Source organism: Nonomuraea indica (genome assembly GCF_002850745.1).
Classification (GTDB): Bacteria; Actinomycetota; Actinomycetes; order Streptosporangiales; family Streptosporangiaceae; genus Nonomuraea; species Nonomuraea indica.
The window spans coordinates 437,178-457,380 of sequence record NZ_KZ559469.1 but is presented as its reverse complement, the minus strand read 5'-3'; the positions used below and the strand labels follow the sequence as shown (position 1 = coordinate 457,380).

Here is a 20,203-nt window from a genome sequence, read left to right as displayed (position 1 = left end):
CCGGGCGTGGGGTAGGCCGACGGCATGCCGGAAGGCCACCTGCTCCACCGCTACGCGCGGCAGCAGCACGAGGCGCTGGCCGGGCGGGTGGTGCGCGCGTCCAGCCCGCAGGGCCGGTTCGACGCGCGGGCCTACGACGGGCGGCTCGTCACCGCGGTGGAGGCCGTGGGCAAGCACCTGTTCTACCGGATGGACGGCGCCGCCACCCTCCACGTGCACCTGGGCATGCGCGGAGTGTTCCTGGCCCACGACGACCCGGCGGCGGAGCCCCGTGCCGGCACCCGGCTCCGGCTGGCCACCGAGGAGGCGGCGTTCGACCTCATCGCCCCGGCCCGGTGCGAGGCGCTGAGCCCGGCGCGGGAGGCGGAGCTGCGCGGCCGGCTGGGCCCGGATCCGCTGCGGGCCGACGCCGACCGCGAGGAGGCGGTGCGGCGGCTGGCGGCCGCCCGGTCGCCCGTCGGCGCCGCCGTGCTGGACCAGGCCGTCTGGGCGGGGATCGGCAACGCCTGGCGGGCCGAGCTGCTGTTCCTGGCCGGACTCGACCCTGACGAGCGCGGTGTCGGCGCCGAGCGGGCGGGCCTGCTCTGGGACGCCGCCGTGCGGTTCCTGGCGCTGGGCCGCGACGCCGGGCAGGTGGTGAGCGACCCGGAGGCGCCCGACGAGCGGTGGGTCTACAAGCGCGAGCACTGCCGCCGCTGCGGAGCCGTGGTGCGGGCGTGGCCGCTCGCCTCGCGGACGGCGTACGCCTGCCCGGTCGAGCAGCGACCCGGAGACGGAAGCCGGGACCGGGCTGGAACGTTCCACTAGGGTGAGTGCCATCGAACGTCACCCGTTGCTCGACATCCGGCGCATCTACGTCGAGCCCGCCGCCGCCGAGCTGCCGCGCGGCCGCGAGGTGCTCGACCGCTTCCCGGGGGCCGAGCTGGTCGAGATCGCCGGCCACCACCGCATCCCCGAGCTGTACGGCGACGAGGCCAACGTCGCCCGCTGGGTGCGGATCAAGACCGAGGCGCTGGTGCTCGGCGTGAAGAAGTCGCTGACGGCCCGGCCGAACGGCCGCTCGGCCGACTTCATCGCCCCCTCCACGGCCAACGGCTGCGCGATGGCCTGCGCCTACTGCTACGTCCCGCGCCGCAAGGGATACAGCAACCCGATCACCGTCTTCGCCAACATCGAGCAGATCACCGGCTACCTTCGCCGGCACGCCGGCAGGCAGGGCGGCAAGCCGGCGCCCAACCAGGTGGACCCGCTGGCCTGGGTCTACGACATCGGCGAGAACTCCGACTGCTCGGTCGACGCGACCATCTCCGCCAACGTCCGGGACCTCGTCGAGCTGTTCCGCGACCTGCCGAACGCCAAGGCCAGCTTCGCCACCAAGCACGTCAACCGCGACCTGCTCGGCTGGGACCCCCGGGGCCGGACCCGGGTGCGCTTCAGCCTGATGCCCGCCGCGGACGCCAAGCTGCTCGACATCCGCACCTCCTCCATCGCCGAGCGGCTCGCCGCCATCGACGACTTCGTCGCGGCGGGCTACGAGGTGCACGTCAACCTCAGCCCGGTCGTGGTGCGCGACGGCTGGCTGGACGACTGGGCCGAGCTGCTCGGCCTGCTCGACGACGCCATCGGCCCGGCCGCCAGGCGGCAGCTCGCCGCCGAGGTGATCTTCCTGACCCACAACGACCGGCTGCACGAGGTCAACCTCGGCTGGCACCCCAAGGCCGAGGAGGTGCTCTGGCGGCCCGACCTGCAGCAGGCCAAGCGCTCGGAGACCGGCGGGCGCAACGTCCGCTACCGCACCGGGTCCAAGGGCCGCTACGTCGCGGCGCTCACCGCGCTCATCGAGGATCGGCTGCCGTACTGCCGCATTCGCTACGCCTTCTGAGCGCGGGACCGGCGCCGCGCCTGCCGGTCGTGGCTGACCGGCGCCGGGCCTGCCGGTGGTGGCTAACCGGCGACGAGACGCTCCGCCGGGATGACCTGCCGCGGGATGGTGGGGCTCGACCAGCGCAGCTCGGCGATGGCGTCGTAGCCGCTGTCGTAGAACTCCATCCTGACGTCGTGGCGGCCGGGGGTGAGCGCGATCTCGGCGGTGTCGTCGCGCTTGGAGTGGTCCGTCCAGGCGTCGATGAGCAGCCGCCCGTCCACCCACAGCCGCACGCCGTCGTCGCTCGTCGTAATGAAGGTGTACGTCTCCGCCCTGTCGACCACGACCTTGCCCGTCCAGCGCGCGCTGAACGTGTCCGGGCCGATGGCCGGGTCGGGGGAGCCGGAGCCCCAGTCGAAGTTCACGGTGGGGTCGACGCGGGTGACGCTCTTGCCCGTGAGGTCGGCGTTGTCGAAGTACGTCGCGGTCAGGCCCTGCTCGCCGATCACCAGGGTGGTGGCCGAGCCGGCGGGGAGCGTCACCGTGGCCCGGCCGCCGGAGATGGCCGCGGTGCCGGTCTGGCGCGGGGTCCAGGCGCCGGCCGTGCTCTGCCAGACGGCCGCGGTGCCGCTCGCCAGCCCGGTGAGGGTGAGGGAGGTCTCCAGCGGCTCGTCGCCGACGTTGACCAGGACGACGTTCTTGGCGTTGTCGGAGGCGAAGACGTGCAGCTCGTCGTTGTCGGCGCTCGCCGCCACGACGGTCCTGCCGAACGGCCTGAACAGGCCCTCTCCGGTGTACATGCCGATGCCGTGGTAGATGGGCAGCGGCTCGCTGCGGGCGATGCCGCCCTCGCCGTTGGTGCTCGTCAGGCCGAGCCGGCCGTTCTTGTCGCCGTACTGGAAGGCGCTCGCGCCGGCGTGCAGCATCTGGCCGAGGGCCGCCGCGCCCCACAGGGTGTTGAAGTGGGTCAGCGTCCGGTGGCCGTCCGGGTCGTCGAAGTCGGAGTTGAACTCGCCGATCTGCAGGTCCAGGTCGCGGCCCAGCTCCGAGCGGATGAGGGAGCGCACGGCCGCGATGTCGGTCCCGTACGAGCGGATCACGTCGCCGAGCAGCGCCTCGTCGGTGATCGGCTCGGAGCCGTTGCCGTAGTCGTGGTAGTCGACGAAGTCCACCCGGTCGCCGGAGCCCCGCAGGAACGCGCGGATGTAGTCGTGGTCGTTCCACGCCGTGGCGGGCCCGCCGACCTTGACGGCGGGGTCCACGGCGCGCAGCGCGTCGGCGATGAGGTTGAAGCGCCTGCTGTACTCGGTGGCCGGCATCTCCGGCTTGTCCGGGGTGCACGCGCAGTTGAGCTCGTTGCCGAGGATGAAGCGCTGCACCGGCTTGCCGGAGGCGGCGAAGTGCCGGTAGAGGGCGACGGCGTCGTCCCGGTTGACCTCGGCGCTCTGGCGGCCGTCCACCTGGAGGATGACGACCGGTTCGGCGCCGAGGTCGCGGATGGCGGTGATCCAGGCGTCGCCGGAGACCTCGGTGGCGCACTTGTAGCCGCCGCAGACGATGGGGCTGTCGTGGTCGCCCGGCGTCTGGTAGTGCAGCTCGATCCGCATCCGGCCGACGCCGAGCCGGCGCAGGTGGTCGCGGTGCCTGGTGTCGTTGGTGATGTACGAGCCCTCGCCGTACCCGGTGATCCCGACGCCGTAGTCGACGGCGGAGATCGTGCGGATCGGCTTGGTGAAGTCCACCGAGACGGCGGCGGCCGCGGCCGCCTCCGCCGGTGCGCCCGCCGGCCAGACCAGCGTGGCGGCCGCCAGGCCGCCCGCGAGCACGGCACGTAACGTACGGCGCGCGAAAGTCGTCATCCCGCTCCTGTCAGAGATCCTCGAAATCCAGAGGATCATGACATGGGCGGATGACCGGTGGGTTACGCGGTGGGATCTTGCTGTCAGCGCTCGCCGGGTGGCCTGACGAGCACGAGGTCATCGAGGTAGCAGTCGCAGTTGCCGCAGCCTGGAGTCACCGGCCGCCCCTCTCTGGTAGTCCGGGTGTCGGATCTGCTCCGACCGTACGTCAGGTCGCCGCGCGCGGGCCCTGCCCGGGGAGGCCAGAAAAGCGTTCAGCGCAGGGCCGCGGCCAGATCGTCGGTGGTGAGACGGCGCGAGCCGATGTAGTAGAGCACCGCGCCGGCCGGAAGCTCGCTCCGCCAGCCGGGGTTGACGAGCAGCGCGTCGCCGGAGCGGGCGGCCAGCATCGTGGCGCCGTAGTCGCGGCCGAGCGTGGTCTGGCAGCGCTCGACCGACACCGGGCCCAGCGAGGCCGGCAGGCGCACGGAGTGGGTGCCCGCGCCGCCGTGGGTCGTCAGCTCCGCGTAGATCTCGGTGATACCCGGGTCCCGCAGCTCCTCGGTGATCATGTATGGGCTGTGCCACTGGACGCAGCTCAGCGACTCGGCGACGTAGCGCAGGTGGCGGATCCGGCGCAGGTCGCGCAGGGCGACCACCAGGTGCGCGCCCTCGGCGACGTGGTCGGCCGTCAGGGCGACGGCCAGCGCCTCGTTGTCGTCACGGGCGTCGACCAGGACGCTGTGCGCCCGGTGCACGCCGGCCCGGCGCAGCACGCTCTCGTCGGTCAGGTCGCCGCGGACGAACTCCACGCCGTGCTCGGGCATCGGGTGCGTCGTCACATCGTCCCAGGCGCACACCACGACCCGCGTCGTGCCGTCGGCCATCAGCTCGTCCGTCATCTGCTCCGTGCGGCCGGGCGTGTAGCCCAGCAGCACGATGTGACCGGAGTCGTCCACGGTGGCGGCACCTCGCATCCTGCGTCCCCTGCCGCGTTCCAGCGCGGCGGCGATCCTGGTGAAGACGGTGGTCAGGGTGGCGATGCCGCCCACGATGACGTACGCGCCGACGACGTGCCCGCCGGTCGTCTCGGGCGTGAGGTCGCCGTAGCCGACGGTCGCGGCGGTCACCACGAAGTACCACCAGTAGTTGCCCGGCGCGACGAGCGCGCTGCCGGCGGGCTCGGCCAGCGCCATCAACGGCCAGCTCGTCGCGAACACGGCCCCGAACACGAGCACCGGCGTCCACCACGTGCCGAGCAACGTCAGCCGGAGGAGCAGGCGGGTTATGAAGATTGTCACCCAAGCTCCCCAGTTGTGCGTTTCCGGTGCGGGTACCTTAGCGCTCGTCGGCGGGGAAGGCCCAGAGGCGGATGTGGATCGGCCGGGCCCCGGGCTCCGATTCCCCGTCCCGCAGGGCGTGCTTGGTCAGCAGCGCCATGTACGCCTCGAAGAACTCCTCGAACGCGGCCTCGGTCATCCTGCCCAGGCCGCGTGACGCCTTGACCCAGCGCGGGTCGCGCTCGTAGACGGCCGGCAGGCGTTCGAGCATCCGCAGGTCCTCCTCCAGCCCGATGCGGTGGAACTCGGTCAGCAGCGGGCGGTCGCCGGGGGAGAGCTGATCGGGGGTGGGCAGGCGCAGGTCGCGCGGGCCGGGGGCCTTGCGCCACCAGCGCTCGCGCCCCGCCGAGCGCTCGGGGATCTCCTCGATGAAGCCGTACTTCTCGAGTTGGCGCAGGTGGTAGCTGGTGGTGCCGGTCTTGGCGCCGAGCAGCTCGCCCAGGGTGGTGGAGGTCGCCGGCCCATGGACCTGCAGGTGGCTCAGCATGCGGCGGCGCATGGGGTGGGCCAGTGCCTTGAGCCGGGCCGGGTCGTCGAGGAGGAACGGCTCGTCGTCCTTCATGACGAGCAGCCTAGTCCCTGAGAGGGATATCTGCAGAGAAATGTTTGCCGAGAACTCTCTGCAGACTATTGTCGGCGGCATGAGACCACCACGCATGCTGGCGGCGGTCATCGCCGTCGCGTTCACGCTCCTCACCACCGGGCCCGCGGCCGCGGTGACGGCGGGCGACGAGCCGCCCGCCGTTCCCTCCGACCTCGCCACGACCGAGGTGAGCTTCCGCGGCGACGGCGGGCTCACCCTCCGGGGCACGGTCCTCGCCCCGAAGGGGACCGGGACGCGGCGACCGGGCGTGGTGCTCGTGCACGGCGCGGGCACCGGCACACCCCGCACCAAGCTCCTGGGCGAGGCCGTGGAGTTCGCCCGGCGCGGGCTGGCGGTGCTCGTCTACGACAAGAGGTCCGAGGGCTACTCCCTCTTCGAGCGCTCCTACGGACAGCTCGCCGGCGACGCCCTCGGCGCGGTGGCGGCGCTGCGGTCGCAGCCCGGCGTCGACCCGGCGAAGGTCGGCCTCTGGGGGCTCAGCGAGGGCGGCTGGGTGGCGCCGATGGCGGCGTCCCGCTCCGCGGACGTGGCCTTCGTCGTGCTCGTGGGGGCCAACAGCCTCCAGCCGCTGCGCCAGCAGGCGTGGGCCGTGGCGGCCGGGCTGCGCAAGGCCGGCGTGTCCGGGCCGCTGGTCGAGCGGACCGAGCCCACCCTCTACCGGGTGCTGGCCGACGGCGGCATGTTCCCCGAGCCCTACTACGACCCCGCGCCCACCCTGGAGCGGGTCCAGCAGCCGGTGCTCGGCATCTGGGGCGTGCACGACCTGCTCACCCCGCCCCGGGAGAGCCCGCCGCTGTTCGCCGAGGCGTTCGAGCGGGGCGGCAACCGGCACTACACGTTCCGCTTCTTCGCCGGGGCGGACCACGCCGCGCACCTGACGCCCGACGGCGGCGTCACGCGGCTGCCCGAGCTCGCGCCCGGCTACGCGGACCTGGTCGGTTCCTGGGTGCGCGCGGTCACCTCGGGGCGGCCGCCGGCGGCGGGCACGTCGGGGCCCGCGCCCGTGCAGGAGACGCCGACCTTCGCGGTGCCGCCCACCGCCTGGTGGGAATCGGCGTGGGCACAGCTCGCCGCGCTCGTGCTGTTCGTCGTGGCGTTCGCGGGCTACCCGGTGGTCGCCCTGGTCCGCCGGCTGCGCGGGACGGGGCGGGCGCCGGTGAGCCGGGCGGCGCGGCTGCTCAGCGGCGGCGGCCTCGCCGTGGTGCTGGGTTCGTTCGGCTACGTGATGTACGCGGTGATGACCGGTGGCAAGCTCGCCTCGCCGGGGCCGTTGCTGGCGGGCCGGCCGGTGGCCTGGCTGGCGCTCCAGGTGCTCGCCGTGGCGAGCCTGGTGGCCGCCGCGCTGACGGCACGAGCCTGGCGGCGGGAGCGCGGCCCGCTGCCGCGCGGGGAGCGGGCCCGGCTCGGGCTGCTGCTCGCGGGCGGGCTGGTGCTGCTCCCCTGGGGTCTCTACTGGGGCCTGCTGCTGCCGTGAGAGGCGAACCACCGACCGGCGGCGGGGGTGAGCAGCATGCCCACGACCAGCACCGGCCCGGCCACGTTGACGCTCACCAGGTCGCCGGCGGTGAGGCCCGGGTCGAGCCCGCGCAGCACCAGCTCCGCCGCGCACACGGTCACCTCGGCGCCGACCGCGTGGTGAAGGCCGACATGGGATCATCATCGCCCCTCCGGTCCCGGCGCGGAAGCCGCTGCGCGGTTCACGAAATCGTCGCAGAACACCATTGACCGGACACCCGGTTTGTCGGTCGGCTCTGGTACACAGGGCCCCATGGGTGTGAGCGTCGAGGAGTTCCTCAAGCTGGTGGGCGAGCTGCCGGAGGTCAGGACGGGCCGGGGCGGCGACTGGGTGAGCTTCAAGGTGCGAGGCAAGGGCTTCGGCTACCTGTGGGAGGAGACCGAGACCGTCGGGGTCAAGGCGACGATCGAGGAGCAGATCGCGCTGGTGGCCGAGCGGCCCGAGGTGTTCGAGAAGCAGTTCACCGCCGGGCGCTACGGCTGGGTGGTGATCCACCTCGACCGGATCGACCACGACGAGCTGTTCGAGCTGGTCGCCGAGGCGTGGTGCCTGACGGCCCCCAAGCAGCTCGTCACGGCCTTCGAGGAGACCCACCAGATCGGGCGGATAGTCTGACAGGGATGCAGCACCCCACGATCCAGCTCCGCGCGTGGCACGAGGACGACGCGCCCGCGGTGCTCGCCGCGTTCCGGGCGCCCGACCTGGGCCGCCAGGCGCCCTGGCCGATCGTGACCTTGAAGGACGCGACGGGCTGGATCGCCGCCTGGGAGGGGGTGGGCCACGCCTTCGCGGTGACGCTCGGCGGCCGGGTGGTGGGCAACGTGGCGGTGACGGGCATCGACGACCACGACAACGGCTGGGTCTCCTACTGGACCGTCCCCGAGGCGCGGGGGCTCGGCGTCGCCTCCGCCGCCGCCGACCTGCTGGCACGCTGGGCGTTCGGCGAGCGCGGCCTCTACCGGCTGGAGCTCGGCCATCGGCTCGACAACCCGGCCTCGTGCCGGGTGGCGAGCAAGGCGGGATTCCGCCCCGAGGGGATCGAGCGGGGCAGGCTCTGCTACGAAGGCGTCCGCCACGACGTCGAACGTCATGCCCGCCTGGCCATCGACCCTCCGCCCGTGGCCGTCGCCGGCCGGCTCCCGGTCGTCGCCGGGGCGCCGGCCGGCAGGCCCGTCCTCGACCGGCTCGCGCCTGGTCAGGCGGCGCAGGGCTGATCTAGGCTCAGGAGCGTGGACAGCGAGAGCCTGGCCGCGGCCGGGCTGCTGGCCGGGCTGACCCGGGCGGCGGAGCTGCTGGCGCGGTTACGCCATCCCTTCGTCCGCAGCGCCCCCTACACCTACCCGCTGCCGCCCGCCGGTGTCCGCACCGGCATCGCCTTCACCCTCCCCGACGGCCGTGAGCTGCGCTTCGAGGTCTCCCTCAGCGCGGACGGCGACGCCTTCCACGTGACGGGCGCGGCCGACGCCGAGGGCGACGTCCTGCTCGGCCTGCCCCGCCGCACGGTTCCCGGCATCCTCGACGCCCTGGCGGTCCTCGACGACTACGCGACCGAGCTGGTGGGGGAGGCGGGCCGCCTGCTGGATGGTCAACTGGACGAAATTGTCTGATTGTCTGACAATGGGTCCATGAAGAACGGACCTCTGGCCGTCGTGGCCGCCGCCGTGCTCTGGGGCACGGCCGGGACCGCCGGGCTGCTCGTCTCCGCCGACTCGATCGCCCTGGCCGCCGCCAGGCTCGTCATCGGCGGTGCCGCCCTGGTCCTGTTCGCCGGGCGCGGCGTGCTGCGGGTGGTCAGGCCGGGGCTGCTGCTCGCCGCCGTGGCCGTCGCGGCGTACCAGCTCTGCTTCTTCGCGGCGGTCGACCGCGCCGGCGTCGCCATCGGCACGGTCGTGGCGATCGGCAGCGGCCCGGTGTTCACCGGCCTGCTGTCGTGGGCGCTGCACGGCCGGCGGCCGAGCGGCCGCTGGGCGCTCGCGACCATGGCGGCCGTCTGCGGCTGCGCGGCCCTGCTCGCCGGCGGCGTCCTCGGCGACAGCGGCGGCGGCGCTGCTCAGGCGTCCGGCCGGCTCGTGCCCGGCGTGCTGCTCGCCCTGCTCGGCGGCCTCATCTACGCCTTTTATGCAGTCACCGCCGCCCGCGCCATCTCCGCGGGAGCGCCGTCCGGCGCCGTGATGGGCGTGCTGTTCGGCGGCGCCGCGGTGATCATGCTGCCGATCCTGGCCTGGCGCGGGGTGACCTGGCTCGCCGAGCCGCGCGGCCTGCTCGCCGCCCTCTACCTGGGCCTGGCCGCCACCGCCCTGGCCTACTTCCTGTACGGCCGGGGCCTGCGCACCACCCCGGTGGCCACGGCCGCCACGCTCGCCCTCGCCGAACCGGCCGTCGCCGCGCTGCTCGGCCTGGTCGTGCTCGGCGAGCACCTGCCCCCGCTCTCCGTCGCGGGCCTCGCCCTGCTCGCCGTCAGCCTGGTGGCGGTGGCCGTACCCGAGCGCAGGACCGTGCCGGAGCCCCAGCGGGAGGCAGCCGCGGCAGCCCGTGGCGGTGCGGGGCGTTAGAGTCGCGGGCGTGACGTTGCCGCTCAGACCCGTCTCCGCCGTAGTCGCGCTCGCCGACGCGCTGCGCCGCAGGGTGCTCTCCGGCGAGATCGCACCCGGCACCCCGCTGCCCGAGCAGGAGGTCGCCGCCGCGTACGGCGTGGCCCGGCCGACGGTCCGCGAGGCGCTGGCCACGCTCGTCCACGAGGGCCTGCTCAGGCGCGAGCGCAACCGCAGCGCCTACGTCCCGGAGGTCACCCTCGCCGACCTGGACGACCTCATGTACGTGCGCCGGCCGCTGGAGGACCTGATGGCCCGGGCGGTGGCCGGGCGGCGGGTGCCCGCGGCCGATGAGGCGCTCGCCCGGATGGACGCGCTGCCGGCCGACGCCGCCTGGGCGGAGACGGTGGCCGAGCACATGGCGCTGCACGAGGCGCTGATCGAGGCGGTGGGCAGCCCGCGGCTGGAACGCCTCTACGGCACGCTCGCCGCCGAGACCCGGCTCGGGCTGGTCCGCCTGCGGGAGGTCTACACCGACCGCGACGTGCTCGTGCGCGAGCACCGGGAACTCCTCGACGTCATCGCCGGCGGCCCCGTCGAGGCCGCGCGGGCGGCGGTGGCGGCCCACCTGAGCCACGCGTGGGGCGGCGACTGAGGGCCCGAGCCGGCCGACCCTTGCGGTACGCCCCCATGAGTCGCGAGAATCGCGGCCATGCACGGCAACCCGATGCCGGACTCCTACGTGTATGTCACGGAAGAGGGCGTGACCCGTCACTACGCCGACGGCAGCGTCGAGGCTCTCGCGTGGGAGGACGTGGTCGAGGTCCGTGTCGCCGCCGAGCCGGGGACGCCCCCTGGCTCCGAGGTGCTCTACGTCCTGCTCGACCGCGACGGCCAGGGTTGCGTGGTGCCGCGGTCGGCGACCGACGCGACGTTCCTGGCCCGCCTGCGTTACCTGCCGGACTTCGACGAGGACCGGCTGCACCTGGCCGCCGCGTGCGCCGACGACGCCGCCGTGGTCGTCTGGCGCAGCCCCGACCCGCCGTCCGCGCTGCCGGGCTTCGACTACGACTGAGGCGGACCGACCCGCCCTCCGCGCTCCCGGGCTGACCGAGCCGCCCGGACTGCCAGCCGTGCAGGTCGCTGAGAGCTCCCGGATACCGCGCTGAACCCGACGGATACGACCGGCTCCCGGGTGCGGGCCTGACGTTCCCGGACGGCTGACCCGGCCCAGGGGCGTCAGTCCTTCCTGACCGCCTCGCTCACCTGGTCCGGTGAGGTGCGCCAGGGGGCGCCGTGGCCGGGGAGCACCCAGGATGCCGACAGTTCGGCGATCCGGTCGAGGGAGGAGAGTGCTTCGGCCGGGTCGTCGGTGAAGGGGGCGGGCTGCGGGCCTTCGCGCCCGGTGAGGACGTGCCGCGTGGTCAGGGCGTCGCCGACGAAGACCGCGTCGGCGAGCGGGACGTGCACCGCCACGCTTCCCGGAGAGTGCCCCGGCATGCCCACGATCACCGGATTTCCGGGTAGGTCCAGGACGTCTCCGTCACCGATCTCGATGACTTCACTGACATGGCGGGTGCGCAGGCCGTTCTTCCGGATGGAGTAGCCGAGGAATCCGAGTGTCGGGCCGAGACGCATGGGGCCAGACGCGACCTTGGGCTTCTCTCCCGTGCGGGCGCGGACGGCGTCGGCGGCATGCACGAACACCGGTACGCCATGGGCGCTTCGTAGGCGTTCGGCGAAACCGATGTGGTCGGAGTCGCCGTGGGTCAGTACGAGTCCGCGGATGTCGTCGACGGACTTGCCCAGGGAGCGGAGTTCGCGCTGAAGATCCCGCCAGTGACCGGGCAGTCCCGCGTCGATGAGCGTGATGCCCTCGGCGGTGTCGACGAGGTAGCACGCCACGAGATCGTTACCGAGGCGGTGCAGATGAGGTGCGAGTTTCATGGGGCATCTTTCGGCGGCCGGGATCGTCGAAAGCTAAGATAATTAGCTATGATGGCTAACGTCAATAGCTTTCGTTCTGGGGAGATGAACGATGCCGACCCCTGAGAAGACCTCGTTGAACAGGATCGTCGCTGCGGGACGCGATTTGCTGGAGGCGGACGGCCCGCAGGGACTGACGATGCAGAACGTCGCCGAAAGAGTGGGAGTACGCGCCCCGTCCCTGTACAAGCACGTGCGCAACCGCGCGGCCCTGCTGGCCGCTGTCGCCGAGGCCACCATCGACGACCTGGCCGCCCGGCTGGAGTCGACCGACGGGTCGATCGAGGGGTTGGTGCGCGGCTACCGGCAGTTCGCCCAGGCCTGGCCGGAGGGATTCCGGCTGATGCTCTCCCCGGACGCACCACCCGAGGCCCTCGCCCGTGCGGCCGCCCCGATGCTGCACGCCTCAGGGCAACTCGTGGGCGAACGGGACGCGCTTGAAGCCGCGCGCCTGGTGACGGCCTGGGCCACCGGCTTCATCGAGATGGAACTCATCGGCGCCTTCCGGCTCGGGGGCGATGTCGACCGTGCCTTCGAGTACGGCCTGGCCGGCATACGTCGAGCACTGGCGGACGGCCCGGCCGGGAAGCCGCGTGGCAGGCATCCTGCTGAGGGCGGACCAGTCCGCCCTCAGCAGGATGCCCCGCGGTGAGCAGCTCTCCATCCTGACTGCCGCAGGCAACTGATCGCCTGTGTCGCGACGCCCCTTGGACCTCGCCCGGGGCACCGCTGCGCCGGCGTGGTCAGCCGATGCGCCAGGTGTCGCCGCCCATGAGCAGGTCGGAGAGGTCGCCGGGGCCCTGCTGCGCCACGGACTCCTCCAGCTGCTCGGCCATCAGCACGTCGTAGGCCGGCCGCTCGACCTGCCGGAAGACGCCGATCGGCACGTGCTCGAACGCCGGCTCGTCCAGCCGCGACAGCGCGAACGCCACCGACGGGTCGGGGTTGTGCGCGTCGTGCACGAGGATGCGCTCCTCGCCCACCTCGGCCCGCGGCACCACCGCCAGCGCGCCGTCGTCACCGCGGACCACCGCCTTGGTCGCCGACACGATCGGCTGCCCGTGCTCCAGCCGCAGCGTGATGTCGTCGCGGACCTCGGGGTCCTTGAGCGGCTCGAAGGCGTTGTCGTTGAAGATGTTGCAGTTCTGGTAGATCTCCACCAGCGACGTGCCGCGGTGGGCGGTCGCCTCGCGCAGCACCGACTGCAGGTGCTTGCGGTCGGAGTCGATCGTCCGGGCCACGAACGACGCCTCGGCGCCGATCGCCAGCGAGATCGGGTTGAACGGCTTGTCCAGCGACCCCATCGGCGTCGACTTGGTGATCTTGCCGACCTCGGAGGTGGGGGAGTACTGGCCCTTGGTCAGCCCGTAGATCCTGTTGTTGAACAGCAGGATGTTGAGGTTGACGTTGCGGCGCAGCGCGTGGATCAGGTGGTTGCCGCCGATCGACAGCGCGTCGCCGTCACCGGTGATCACCCACACGCTCAGGTCGGGCCGGCTCGCCGCGAGCCCCGTGGCGATCGCCGGCGCGCGGCCGTGGATGGAGTGGAAGCCGTAGGTGTTGAGGTAGTACGGGAAACGCGAGGAGCAGCCGATGCCCGAGACGAACACGATGTTCTCGCGCCGCAGCCCCAGCTCCGGCAGGAAGCTCTGCACCGCGGCCAGGATCGCGTAGTCACCGCAGCCGGGGCACCAGCGGACCTCCTGGTCGGACTTGAAGTCCTTCAGGCTCTGCTTGGCGTCGGTCTTGGGAACGAGCGACAAACCCTTCCCGTTGAGCAGCTCAGTCACTGTCGATCACGTCCTGGATCACGCCGGCCAGCTCCTCGGCCTTGAACGGCAGGCCGCGCACCCGGTTGTAGCTGATGATGTCGACGAGGAAGCGGGCGCGCAGCAGCAGGGCGAGCTGGCCGAGGTTGATCTCGGGCAGCAGCACCTTGTCGTAGCGCTTGAGGATCTCGCCGGTGTTGGCGGGCAGCGGGTTGAGGTGGCGCAGGTGGGCCTGCGCGACCTTGCCGCCGTCCTTCCTGATGCGCCGCACGGCCGCCGCGATCGGCCCGTACGTCGAGCCCCAGCCGATGACCAGCACCTTGGCGTCACCGTCGGGGTCGTCGACCGCCAGGTCGGGCACGTCGATGCCGTCGATCTTGGCCGCGCGCAGCCTGACCATCCGGTCGTGGTTGCCCGGGTCGTAGGAGATGTTGCCCGTGCCGTCGGCCTTCTCGATGCCGCCGATCCGGTGCTCCAGCCCGGCCGTGCCGGGGATCGCCCACGGCCTGGCCAGCGTGTCGGCGTCGCGCCGGTAGGGCAGGAACGCGCCGTCCTCGCCGTTGGGCTCGGTGGTGAACTCCTGCGAGATGTCGGGCAGGTCGGCGACCTCCGGCAGCCGCCACGGCTCGGAGCCGTTGGCGAGGTAGCCGTCGGACAGCAGCATGACCGGCGTGCGGTACTTGACCGCGATCCGCGCCGCCTCGATGGCCGCGTCGAAGCAGTCGCTCGGCGACATCGGCGCCACGATGGGCACCGGCGACTCGCCGTTGCGGCCGAACATGGCCATCAGCAGGTCGGTCTGCTCGGTCTTGGTCGGCATGCCGGTGCTCGGGCCGGCCCGCTGCACGTCCACGATGATCAGCGGCAGCTCGGTGGTGACCGCCAGGCCGACCGTCTCCGCCTTCAGCGCCACGCCCGGACCGGACGTCGTCGTCACGCCGAGCGCGCCGCCGAACGCCGCGCCCAGCGCCGCGCCGACCCCGGCGATCTCGTCCTCGGCCTGGAACGTGCGGATGCCGAACCGCTTGTGCCTGGACAGCTCGTGCAGGATGTCGCTGGCCGGGGTGATCGGGTAGGAGCCGAGGAACAGCGGCAGCTTCGCCTGCACCGAGGCCGCGATCAGCCCGTAGGCGAGGGCCTGGTTGCCGGAGATGTTGCGGTAGACGCCCGGTGCCAGCTTGGCCGGCTTGACCTCGTACGACACCGAGAACGACTCGGTCGTCTCACCGTAGTTCCAGCCCGCCTGGAACGCCGCGATGTTGGCCTTGGCGATCTCGGGCTTCTTGGCGAACTTCTGCTGCAGGAACGAGATCGTGTGCTCGGTCGGCCGGTGGTACAGCCACGACAGCAGGCCGAGGGCGAACATGTTCTTCGACCGCTCGGCGTCCTTCTTCGACAGGTCGAAGCCCTCCAGGGCCTTGACCGTCAGCGACGTCAGCGCCACCGCGTGGACCCGCCACTCGGCCAGCGAGTCGTCCTCCAGCGGGTTGGTCTCGTAGCCGACCTTCTGCAGGTTGCGCTTGGTGAACTCGTCGGTGTTGACGATGATGTCGGCGCCGCGGGGCAGGTCGCCGAGGTTGGCCTTCAGCGCGGCAGGGTTCATCGCGACGAGGACGTTGGGGGCGTCGCCGGGCGTGAGGATGTCGTGGTCGGCGAAGTGCAGCTGGAAGCTCGACACGCCCGGCAGGGTGCCTGCGGGGGCGCGGATCTCGGCGGGGAAGTTGGGCAGGGTCGACAGGTCGTTGCCGAACTCCGCCGTCCCCGCGGTGAAGCGGTCACCGGTGAGCTGCATGCCGTCACCGGAGTCACCGGCGAAGCGAATGATCACCCGGTCGAGTTGCTGGACCTGCTTCGTCACAGCTCAGTCCTCCTCGACGCGCCCATGCGCGGTCGCTCGTGGCGCGTTCTCTTTTCCATGCTAGATCCTCGCGGGGGTCAACACGTTTCCTCAGCGCATAATGCGGGTAAACGCGGTCGCAGTCAGGGCGGGCGTCGAAACCGTTAGAGGTGACACAGGCCGGAGGCGAGCCTGCACAGGTCCACGTGGAGGCGAGCGAAGAGGACGGTTCGGGTCACGAGGGCCAACTATACGTCCCCCTCGCCAGTGGCCCGTGTCAGGGTCGGCCGGGCGCAGCCGCCTTCGCGGACCCCTCTCCGGGCTCCGGGCGCGAGCCGGAATCCCCGTACAACTCGGCGACGGTGACCAGGGCGTAACCCTTCCCGCGCAGCGCTCCGACGATCGCCGGCGTCGCGTCCACGGCGGCTCCGCTGGTGTCGTGCAGCTGGATGACGGCGCCGTCGCGCGCCCCCGCGACGGCCCGCCTGGCGATCGTCTCCGCCGTGGGCCGGCCGGTCGCCGAGACGCCCGTGGTCTCCGTCGGCGTGACCGTGTTCACGTCCCAGCCGACCAGCGTCAGCCCCAGCCGGTGGGCGGCGTCGCGGACCTCCTCGCTCACGGCCCCGTACGGCGCCCGCGCCAGCACGGGTTTCCGCCCGGCGTGCACGGCGATCAGGTCCTGGGTACGGCCGAGCGAGTCGAGAACCTTGCTGGCGCTGAGCTGGGACAGGTCACGGTGCGTCCAGCTGTGGTTGCCAATCTCGTGCCCTTCGCCGGCCATGCGGCCGAGCAGCCACGGGTCGGCGGTCGCGTTGGCGCCGACGACGAAGAACGTGGCGCGGGCCCCCAGGTCGCGCAGCATGTCGAGCAGGCGCGGGGTCTCCGGGCCCGGACCGTCGTTGAAGGTCAGCGCCACGCACTTGGCCACGGCGCAGTCCACCCGTTCGGACCGCCCGGCCGAGCCGGGGGCGGTCGCGCCGGGAACCCGCGCCGAGGACCCGCCGGAGCCGGGGCGACGCGCCTGGGCCTGCGGAGCGGCCGGGTCGGAAGCGCCCGCCCGGGGAGCGGCCGGGTCGGAAGCGCCCGCCCGGGGAGCGGCCGGGTGGGGGGCGCCCGCCCGGGGAGCGGCCGGGTCCGGGGCGTCCGCCCGGGGGGCGGTCACCGTGCTGCCGAATCCCGCCGGCACGCCGAGCCCGCCGAACGGCGCGCCCCCCTCGAACGGGTCGCCGACAGGGCCTGGGGTGAGGCTCCTGCCCGCCGCCCGGGGGCTGAGCTGGGCCCGGCGTCCCGTCGCCGACAGCCAGGACACCACCCGCTCGGCGGGTACGGCCACCGCGACTCTGCCCAGCGCGCACGACCCGATCTGGCAGTCGTCGAACTCCACCACCAGGTCGCCGTTCCGGTTGAACGCCATCGAGTCGAACAGCTCGGGGTCGGCGGTCACCCTGCCCCGGTCCACCGCCGCGCCCCGGCCCGCCAGTCCCTCCCTGACCATCCGGGTGAGGTGGTCCAGCGTGACCTGCCCGGACAGCAACCCGGCCGACCCGGTGACCACGTCGCGCCTGCGGTCGTACCAGAGGGTGCGGGTGGACCTGCCGCAGTCGACCCCGACGTGCTGCCCGGTGCGCAGCCGTACCCCGATGACGTCGGGGGACGCGGCGACGAGCTGCCAGTCCACGTTCAGTTCGGGCCGGGCCGCGCCGTCCTCGCCGGCGATCCGGTCCGCGCCCGCCGCCGTGTCCGTGTCCGCTGTCCGGTTGCCGTCGGCCGCCGTGTCCGTGTCCGTTCTCCGGTTGCCGTCGGCCGCCGTGCCCGCGCTCACTGACCCGTCGGCACCGCCCTGGTCCGGCCGGCCCGTGGTCGTGGGGCGCCAGGCTGCCGCGGTGGCGCGGAAGGCGAGGAGTTGCCGCTGCGCCTCCTGGCGCAGGGCCTCGTTCAGCGTCGGCGCGCCCTCCAGCTGGGGGTACCTGATGTGCACGCGCCTGGCGGCGTCCTCCCCTTCGGTCATCGTCATGGTGACCAGACCGTCGATCGCGGAGGGGTCCACGTAGCCGATCATCGTGGGGTTCGCCGGTACCACGACGTCGCGCTCGGAGGAGGCCGGGAAAAGGCCGCAACCCGAAGCGGCCAGCACCAGGGCGGCAACTCCTCCCACGGTTCGGGTTTTGGGCATGCATGTCAGGTTATGTGGCCGATCTTGCGGTTTACCCCAATTTGGGGTGATAGGTCCGGAGCTTTGACTGGGTTACGATCAGAACATGGACGGCTACTTCGGGTCCTACGTGCTCGTCGCCGCGCTCCTGGCGATCGGCGTCGCCATCGTCGCCGGAGCCCTCCTGGCCAACCGTCTCCTCCGCCCCAGCAGGCCGACCCCCGACAAGCTGACCAGCTACGAATGCGGCGTCGACCCGGTGGGCGAGGGCTGGGCCCAGTCACAGATCCGCTACTACGTCTTCACGTACCTGTACGTGGTCTTCGCCGTGGACGCCGTCTTCCTGTTCCCCTGGGCGACGGTGTTCGACGCGCCTGGCTACGGGCTGACGACGCTCGTGGAGATGTTCGTCTTCCTCGGCTTCATCGCGCTCGGCATCCTCTACGCCTGGCGCAAGCGCGTCCTCACCTGGACCTGAGCCTCGACCCGGCCTCCCGTGCCGGCTCGGCCCGCGCGGCCCCTACTCCTGACGGCCGTCACGCGGGACAATGGTCACATGGCAGCGACGGATCTCCCGATGCCCACCGTGGGGCCGGTCTCCCGGCTGGCGCCCAAGCCGATGCGTTTCGTGCTCAACTGGGGGCGGCGCTACTCCTTGTGGGTGTTCAACTTCGGGCTGGCGTGCTGCGCCATCGAGTTCATCGCGACGTCGATGAGCAGGCACGACTTCATCAGGTTCGGGGTGATCCCGTTCGCCAACGGCCCGCGGCAGGCCGACCTCATGATCGTCTCGGGGACCGTCACCGACAAGATGGCCCCGGCCGTCAAGCGCCTCTACGAGCAGATGCCCGACCCCAAGTACGTCATCTCGTTCGGCGCCTGCTCCAACTCGGGCGGCCCGTACTGGGACTCCTACTGCGTGACCAACGGCGTCGACCAGATCATCCCCGTGGACGTCTACGTGCCCGGTTGCCCGCCGCGTCCCGAGGCGCTGCTGCACGGGATCATGAAACTCCAGGAGAAGATCGCCGCCGAGCAGCTCACCGACCGCTTCACCTCCAGGCGGGGCGGGGAGGAGGCGTGAGCCGGTCGGCGAGCCTGTCCGAGCGGTTCGGCGAACGGGCGCAGGTCTCCGAGTCGTTCGGCGAGATCACGCTCGACGTGACCGCCGGTGACTGGATCGAGGTGCTGACCGCGCTCCGCGACTCCGGCTACGCGTTCTTCGACTGGCTGACCGGCGTGGACGACCCGCCCGAGGGATTCCTCGTCGTCGCCAACGTCTACGACCCGCTGGAGCGCCATCGGCTGCTCGTGCGCACCCGCGTGCCCCGTGCCGACCCCCGCCTGGCGTCCGCCGTCGGCGTCTACCGCGGCGCCGACTGGCACGAGCGCGAGACGTGCGAGATGTTCGGCGTGATCTTCGAGGGCCATCCCAACCTGGTGCCACTGCTGCTGCCCGACGGGTTCGAGGGGCATCCGCTCCGCAAGGACTTCATCCTCGCCGCCCGGGTCGCCAAACAGTGGCCGGGCGCCAAGGAACCCGGCGAGTCGGGGCACGGCGCGCCGAGCCGCCGCAAGACCCTTCCGCCCGGAGTCCCGGCCGACTGGGGGACGCCCGATGCCTGACGTGGTGATCAGCTTCGCCGTCATCCTGGTCGTGTTCCTGGTGCTGCCGCTGATCGTCGGGCAGACCGAGCACAAGGTCATGGCGCACATGCAGTCGCGGCTCGGGCCGATGTACGCGGGCGGTTTCCACGGGTGGGCCCAGCTGATCGCCGACGGGGTGAAGTTCGCGCAGAAGGAGGACGTCATCCCCGCCGCCGCCGACCGGCGCGTATTCATGATCGCTCCCGGGGTGGCGCTGGTTCCCTACCTCGTGGTCCTGATCGTCATCCCGCTCGACCGTGACCTCGTCGCCGTGCGCCTCGACGCGGGGCTGTTCTTCGTGCTCGCGGTGATGGGCGTGGGCGTGCTCGGCTCGATCATGGCCGGGTGGGCGTCGGGCAACAAGTACTCCGTGCTCGGCGGCATGCGCTCGGCCGCCCAGCTCATGTCGTACGAGCTGCCGCTCGTGCTGGCCGCCTCCTCGGTGGCGATGGCAGCCGGCACGCTCTCGCTGCCCGGCATCGTCGAGGCGTGGCAGTGGTGGTGGCTTCCGTGGCAGGCGATCGGCGGGGTGGTGTTCTTCCTGGCGGGCCTCGCCGAGCTGCGCCGCCCGCCGTTCGACATGCCGATCGCCGAGTCCGAGATCATCATGGGGCCGATGACCGAGTACACCGGCATGCGGTTTGCCCTGTTCATGCTGTCGGAGTACGTCGGCATCGTGGTGCTGTCCTTCCTCACCACCGTGCTCTTCCTCGGCGGTTGGCACGGCCCGCTGCTGCCGGGCTGGCTGTGGACCCTGGTCAAGGTGTTCGTGCTGGCGTTCGTGGTGATCTGGCTGCGGGTCAGCTTCCCGCGGCTGCGCGAGGACCAGTTGCAGAAGCTGGCCTGGGCCGGGCTCGTCCCCCTGGCCCTCGTCCAGCTCGCCCTCACCGGCGTGGTCCAGGTCCTTCTCTGACCCTTCGCCGGCCTCCGACGGCCCCGAGAGCGGTGAGCACGTGACCGTGGCCCGGGTCCCGTTCGGGAGCGTGAGCGCACGGCCGCACGTTCACCCGGGTGACGGATAACCGCCCGACGAGTCCCAGGAGGGCGGCGCAGGCAGATGGCCGCACGTTCTTGGGGCGGTGAACCCATGACCGCGCGATCAGTCCGGACAGGGGCGTG

The 20,203-nt window shown here is 72.2% G+C and carries 23 protein-coding genes; 14 read left to right on the top strand and 9 right to left on the bottom strand.

From position 1 onward, the window contains the following. The first annotated feature begins 24 nt into the window (after positions 1–24). Both CXR44_RS13750 and CXR44_RS13745 read left to right on the top strand, forming a co-directional pair. Entirely contained in the window at positions 25–807 is a 783-nt protein-coding gene (locus CXR44_RS13750) for a DNA-formamidopyrimidine glycosylase family protein (protein ID WP_101786264.1), read from the top strand. Position 808: 1 nt separating this feature from the next. Next, the gene (locus CXR44_RS13745) at positions 809–1,882 is read left to right on the top strand and encodes a spore photoproduct lyase family protein (protein ID WP_219601787.1); all 1,074 of its coding nucleotides are present in this window, start codon (positions 809–811) and stop codon (positions 1,880–1,882) included. Positions 1,883–1,944: 62 nt separating this feature from the next. Here the strand turns inward: CXR44_RS13745 and CXR44_RS13740 are convergent, their stop codons facing one another. From CXR44_RS13740 to CXR44_RS13730, 3 genes are all read right to left on the bottom strand, one after another. Next, positions 1,945–3,723 (bottom strand): PA14 domain-containing protein, encoded by a 1,779-nt coding sequence (locus tag CXR44_RS13740; protein WP_144069954.1) that lies wholly within the window; start codon positions 3,721–3,723, stop codon positions 1,945–1,947. A 254-nt stretch (positions 3,724–3,977) separates the two neighbouring features. Next, positions 3,978–5,003 carry an NAD-binding protein gene (locus tag CXR44_RS13735; RefSeq protein WP_101786260.1) on the bottom strand — a complete coding sequence of 342 codons (1,026 nt, stop codon included), beginning with the start codon at positions 5,001–5,003 and terminating at the stop codon, positions 3,978–3,980. A 37-nt stretch (positions 5,004–5,040) separates the two neighbouring features. Next, positions 5,041–5,604 (bottom strand): ArsR/SmtB family transcription factor, encoded by a 564-nt coding sequence (locus CXR44_RS13730; RefSeq protein WP_101786258.1) that lies wholly within the window; start codon positions 5,602–5,604, stop codon positions 5,041–5,043. Positions 5,605–5,683: 79 nt separating this feature from the next. On the opposite strand from CXR44_RS13730, the gene CXR44_RS13725 reads away from it, so the two are divergent. Next, positions 5,684–7,120 carry an alpha/beta hydrolase family protein gene (locus CXR44_RS13725; RefSeq protein WP_219601786.1) on the top strand — a complete coding sequence of 479 codons (1,437 nt, stop codon included), beginning with the start codon at positions 5,684–5,686 and terminating at the stop codon, positions 7,118–7,120. Here the strand turns inward: CXR44_RS13725 and CXR44_RS39415 are convergent. Next, positions 7,096–7,257, bottom strand: coding sequence for a hypothetical protein (locus CXR44_RS39415; RefSeq protein ID WP_180903389.1), 162 nt, complete (start codon positions 7,255–7,257; stop codon positions 7,096–7,098). The genes CXR44_RS13725 and CXR44_RS39415 overlap by 25 nt on opposite strands. A gap of 157 nt (positions 7,258–7,414) precedes the next feature. Here CXR44_RS39415 and CXR44_RS13720 point away from each other — a divergent pair, with 157 nt between their 5' ends. From CXR44_RS13720 to CXR44_RS13695, 6 genes are read left to right on the top strand one after another with little or no spacing between them, the layout of a single operon-like run. Beyond that, positions 7,415–7,777 (top strand): MmcQ/YjbR family DNA-binding protein, encoded by a 363-nt coding sequence (locus CXR44_RS13720; protein ID WP_101786254.1) that lies wholly within the window; start codon positions 7,415–7,417, stop codon positions 7,775–7,777. Positions 7,778–7,782: 5 nt separating this feature from the next. Next, positions 7,783–8,376, top strand: coding sequence for a GNAT family N-acetyltransferase (locus CXR44_RS13715; RefSeq protein ID WP_101786252.1), 594 nt, complete (start codon positions 7,783–7,785; stop codon positions 8,374–8,376). A gap of 15 nt (positions 8,377–8,391) precedes the next feature. Continuing rightward, positions 8,392–8,769 carry a hypothetical protein gene (locus tag CXR44_RS13710; protein WP_101786250.1) on the top strand — a complete coding sequence of 126 codons (378 nt, stop codon included), beginning with the start codon at positions 8,392–8,394 and terminating at the stop codon, positions 8,767–8,769. Between the two features lie 18 nt (positions 8,770–8,787). Beyond that, on the top strand, positions 8,788–9,714 hold the full coding sequence (locus CXR44_RS13705) for a DMT family transporter (protein ID WP_101786248.1): 927 nt from the start codon (positions 8,788–8,790) through the stop codon (positions 9,712–9,714). Positions 9,715–9,724: 10 nt separating this feature from the next. Then, the gene (locus CXR44_RS13700; RefSeq protein ID WP_101786611.1) at positions 9,725–10,348 is read left to right on the top strand and encodes a GntR family transcriptional regulator; all 624 of its coding nucleotides are present in this window, start codon (positions 9,725–9,727) and stop codon (positions 10,346–10,348) included. 57 nt (positions 10,349–10,405) lie between these two features. Continuing rightward, positions 10,406–10,768, top strand: a complete 363-nt coding sequence (locus CXR44_RS13695; protein ID WP_101786246.1) for a hypothetical protein — start codon at positions 10,406–10,408, stop codon at positions 10,766–10,768. A gap of 164 nt (positions 10,769–10,932) precedes the next feature. Here the strand turns inward: CXR44_RS13695 and CXR44_RS13690 are convergent, their stop codons facing one another. Continuing rightward, positions 10,933–11,640: an MBL fold metallo-hydrolase gene (locus CXR44_RS13690; RefSeq protein ID WP_101786244.1), complete on the bottom strand. Its 708-nt coding sequence runs from the start codon at positions 11,638–11,640 to the stop codon at positions 10,933–10,935. 91 nt (positions 11,641–11,731) lie between these two features. Between CXR44_RS13690 and CXR44_RS13685 the strand changes: the two genes are divergently transcribed. Then, complete coding sequence (locus CXR44_RS13685) at positions 11,732–12,331, top strand: TetR/AcrR family transcriptional regulator (protein WP_101786242.1); 600 nt, start codon at positions 11,732–11,734, stop codon at positions 12,329–12,331. A 91-nt stretch (positions 12,332–12,422) separates the two neighbouring features. Here the strand turns inward: CXR44_RS13685 and CXR44_RS13680 are convergent, their stop codons facing one another. The 4 genes from CXR44_RS13680 to CXR44_RS13670 all read right to left on the bottom strand — a co-directional run bounded on the left by CXR44_RS13680 (position 12,423) and on the right by CXR44_RS13670 (position 17,458). Further along, positions 12,423–13,469: a 2-oxoacid:ferredoxin oxidoreductase subunit beta gene (locus CXR44_RS13680; RefSeq protein ID WP_101786240.1), complete on the bottom strand. Its 1,047-nt coding sequence runs from the start codon at positions 13,467–13,469 to the stop codon at positions 12,423–12,425. Further along, a complete protein-coding gene (locus CXR44_RS13675; RefSeq protein ID WP_101786238.1) occupies positions 13,462–15,306 on the bottom strand; it encodes a 2-oxoacid:acceptor oxidoreductase subunit alpha in 1,845 nt (614 codons plus the stop codon). Before CXR44_RS13675 ends, CXR44_RS13680 begins: the two co-directional genes overlap by 8 nt. A gap of 143 nt (positions 15,307–15,449) precedes the next feature. Beyond that, positions 15,450–15,524 carry a putative leader peptide gene (locus CXR44_RS42160; protein WP_357911006.1) on the bottom strand — a complete coding sequence of 25 codons (75 nt, stop codon included), beginning with the start codon at positions 15,522–15,524 and terminating at the stop codon, positions 15,450–15,452. A gap of 38 nt (positions 15,525–15,562) precedes the next feature. Continuing rightward, on the bottom strand, positions 15,563–17,458 hold the full coding sequence (locus CXR44_RS13670) for a polysaccharide deacetylase family protein (RefSeq protein ID WP_144069953.1): 1,896 nt from the start codon (positions 17,456–17,458) through the stop codon (positions 15,563–15,565). 85 nt (positions 17,459–17,543) lie between these two features. Here CXR44_RS13670 and CXR44_RS13665 point away from each other — a divergent pair, with 85 nt between their 5' ends. From CXR44_RS13665 to nuoH, 4 genes are all read left to right on the top strand, one after another. Then, the gene (locus tag CXR44_RS13665; RefSeq protein ID WP_101786234.1) at positions 17,544–17,915 is read left to right on the top strand and encodes an NADH-quinone oxidoreductase subunit A; all 372 of its coding nucleotides are present in this window, start codon (positions 17,544–17,546) and stop codon (positions 17,913–17,915) included. A 78-nt stretch (positions 17,916–17,993) separates the two neighbouring features. Continuing rightward, complete coding sequence (locus CXR44_RS13660) at positions 17,994–18,521, top strand: NADH-quinone oxidoreductase subunit B (protein ID WP_101786232.1); 528 nt, start codon at positions 17,994–17,996, stop codon at positions 18,519–18,521. Further along, positions 18,518–19,063 (top strand): NADH-quinone oxidoreductase subunit C, encoded by a 546-nt coding sequence (locus tag CXR44_RS13655; RefSeq protein WP_101786230.1) that lies wholly within the window; start codon positions 18,518–18,520, stop codon positions 19,061–19,063. Before CXR44_RS13660 ends, CXR44_RS13655 begins: the two co-directional genes overlap by 4 nt. After that, a complete protein-coding gene (nuoH, locus tag CXR44_RS13650) occupies positions 19,056–19,997 on the top strand; it encodes an NADH-quinone oxidoreductase subunit NuoH (RefSeq protein ID WP_101786228.1) in 942 nt (313 codons plus the stop codon). The genes CXR44_RS13655 and nuoH overlap by 8 nt, the downstream gene beginning before the upstream one ends. The last annotated feature ends 206 nt before the right edge of the window (positions 19,998–20,203 follow it).